Raw genomic sequence first — 2666 nt, 5'->3', positions numbered from 1 at the left:
ATCGCTCATGGTTGGATCACTCTCGTCGTGTTGATAACAGAACCCGTCGTCCTGGGCCGGGCGGGAGCACCGCTCCCCGTCCCCGGTGCGCGCCCGACACTGGTCCGCTGTGTTCGATTCGGCTTCGGCCATCGTCCTATAGTGCGTCGCTGATCGCGTCGCGGAGGTCGTCGATTCCGTCGCCATCGCCGGCGATCTTCGGCGCGAGCACGTCGGTAAACACGTCGACCAGCAGCTCGTCGTCGAACTCCTCAGCGCCGTCCTCGGTGAAGACCGACAGTCCCTCCGCCGCGGTGATCGCCGCGCGGGTCCCGACGACGACGTCGAGTTCGTCCCGGAGCGTTCGGATCGCGTCGACCACCTGCTCGATCGTCTCCTCGGGCACGTCGACGTGGGCGGCGACGATCTCGCGTTCGGTCTCGGCGTCGTAGTAGTCGACGTTGACGCCGACGAACCGGTCGAGCAGCGCGTCCTGCTGTTCGTGGACGCCCGCGTACTCGACGTCGTTCGAGGTCACGAGCAGCCGGAACTCGGGGTGGACGTCGATCGTCCGATCCTCGCCGTGTTTCCCCGGTCGCTCGAGGATCCCCTCCTCGAGCACTGACAGCAGGACGTTGTGAGCCGCGGGATCGCTCCGCGAGAACTCGTTGTAGACGAGCGTCGCGCCCTCCTTGACCGCGGTCGAGAGCGGGTTGTCGACCCACCGCTCGCGGACGACCTCGGTGGTCTTGCTGACGCCGCTGACGAACTGGTCGCGCTCCTCGTAGCGCTCGCCGCCGGAGTGGGTGCCGACGAGTTCGGCGGTGCCGACGGCCTCGTCGCCGTTGATCCAGACCACCGGACGGCCGCGCTCGGCGGCTGCCGACAGCGCGAGCGCCGTCTTTCCGCAGCCGGTCGGGCCGATCAGGTGGACCGGCTGGTCAGCTTCGAGCCAGCCGACGATTCGGTCCCGGACCGACGCGACCGCGTCGGTCTCGACGAACGGATCGGGGGCGATCTCCTCGGGGCTCGACAGCGGCGATCCGCTCGAGCCGCCGGAGCCGCCGGAACGTCCGGAGCCGCCGCTCGTCCCGTTCGACGCGCGCTTGCGCTCCTTCTTGGCCATCTTCTTCGCCTTCCGACGCTTCTTCTTGCTTCGATCCGACCTGATCTTCCGGCCACGAACCTTGCGGTCCCGCGAAGACGAATCCCCCATGTGGATTACTCGGAGGCGGACTGCGGCGAGGACTCCGGCCGCTCTTCGATCTCGAGCTCCTCGAGTTCCTCGAGATCGCCCTCCGCGGTCGCTTGTTCAATTTTTGAGATCTCCTCCGCGTAGTGGAGGAAGGTGTCGACGGAGGCGACGACGACGCGGGCTTCGATCGTCAGGAGTTCGATCCCGACGACCGAGACGCGCGCCCAGACGTCGATGACGACGCCCTTGTCGAGGACACGGTCCAGTACTTCCGCGAGACTCGAGGCGTCGGGTCTTCGTTGGGATGCCATTGTAATCCGCCGTTCTCGCGCGACCCGTAACAGTACTGCCGCTGCGTGTGCAAGCTAGTCTGAGCGACGGGGGTATGCTCGCCGACGCTGCGTCTGCAAGCATCACCATAACGCGCGCGGGAACCCTACCGACACGACGAGTTGTCGATTCAGTGGGGTCTTATCTTATGGTACGGACACACACCTCGTTCGGACGGTTCGACCGATCGCATCGACGGACGGTGATGCGATCGTGAGTCACAGGTACGTCTACGGCGTCGTCGAGGCGAACGACGACGTCGAGTTCGAGACGGACGCGGTCGGCGAGGCGGACCGCGTCTACACGATCTCGCACCGTCGCTACGGGGCGGTCGTCTCGGACATCGACACGACCGAGCCCGAGGAGACCGACGAGGACGCCCAGCGCCACGACGACGTGCTCCGAGAGATCATGGAGTACGAGGGCGGGCAGACGATCGTTCCGATGCGGTTCGGGATGGCCTTCGAGGGGAACCGCGAGCTGAAAAACGTCCTCCGGAACGCACAGCCGGCGTTTCGCCGCGCCCTGCGTGACATCGACGGTAAGATCGAACTCGGGCTCAAACTCGTCGAGGAGGAGGACGCCGACGTCGACCGGGAAGCGGTCGAGGACGACGTCGCCGACCGCCTCGAGCCGATCGCCGACCAGTCGGTGCCCAACGACCTGTTCAGCGACCGGCTGGTGTTCAACCGCTCGTATCTGGTCGAGAAGGGAGACCGGGAGGCGTTCGACGACGCCGTCGCCGAACTCGAGGAGGAGTACGAGGACCGGCTCATCGTCCAGTACACCGGACCGTTCGCACCGTACAGCTTCGTCGACGTCAAGATCGGGGCCCAGTAACCATGTTCGTACTCGACGATCTCCTGTTTCGGCCGTTCATCGGTATCGTCGACGCGTTACACTCGATCGCGCTCGACGAGCTGTACGATCTGAACGAGCTCGAGGACCAGCTCAAGGAGAACCAGCTGCTGTACGAACTTGGCGAACGGCCCGAGGCGGAGTACCGCGAACGGAAGGCCGAACTCGAGGAGGAGATCGAGATCGCTCGCGAAGTTCACGAGCGGTTCTCGAGCGGCCGCGTAGAGGTGAAACGATAAATGTCCGACCACACCGACGATCCGACCGAACCGAACGACGACCGCAACGACCGCTCCGGTCACTG

At 65.4% G+C, this 2666-nt stretch carries 5 protein-coding genes; 2 read left to right on the top strand and 3 right to left on the bottom strand.

Features of this window, described 5'->3' with window-relative positions:
• From gvpO to gvpA, 3 genes are all read right to left on the bottom strand, one after another.
• The coding region (gvpO, locus tag ACNA7R_RS19305; protein WP_416285144.1) for a gas vesicle protein GvpO, halophile-type at positions 1–132 on the bottom strand (132 nt) is incomplete at its 3' end.
• A 4-nt stretch (positions 133–136) separates the two neighbouring features.
• On the bottom strand, positions 137–1195 hold the full coding sequence (gvpN, locus tag ACNA7R_RS19300; protein WP_416285141.1) for a gas vesicle protein GvpN: 1059 nt from the start codon (positions 1193–1195) through the stop codon (positions 137–139).
• Between the two features lie 5 nt (positions 1196–1200).
• Complete coding sequence (gene gvpA / locus ACNA7R_RS19295) at positions 1201–1485, bottom strand: gas vesicle protein GvpA (RefSeq protein ID WP_416285140.1); 285 nt, start codon at positions 1483–1485, stop codon at positions 1201–1203.
• A gap of 232 nt (positions 1486–1717) precedes the next feature.
• Here gvpA and ACNA7R_RS19290 point away from each other — a divergent pair, with 232 nt between their 5' ends.
• Together ACNA7R_RS19290 and gvpF are read left to right on the top strand one after the other, a co-directional pair.
• Positions 1718–2344 carry a GvpL/GvpF family gas vesicle protein gene (locus ACNA7R_RS19290; protein WP_416285139.1) on the top strand — a complete coding sequence of 209 codons (627 nt, stop codon included), beginning with the start codon at positions 1718–1720 and terminating at the stop codon, positions 2342–2344.
• Between the two features lie 2 nt (positions 2345–2346).
• On the top strand, positions 2347–2601 hold the full coding sequence (gvpF, locus tag ACNA7R_RS19285) for a gas vesicle protein GvpF (protein WP_278302653.1): 255 nt from the start codon (positions 2347–2349) through the stop codon (positions 2599–2601).
• Positions 2602–2666: the final 65 nt, after the last annotated feature.

The organism is Natronococcus sp., assembly GCF_047921035.1.
Lineage (GTDB): Archaea > Halobacteriota > Halobacteria > Halobacteriales > Natrialbaceae > Natronococcus.
The sequence above is the reverse complement of the archived record's forward strand: the minus strand, read 5'-3'. Positions and strand labels throughout refer to the sequence as shown.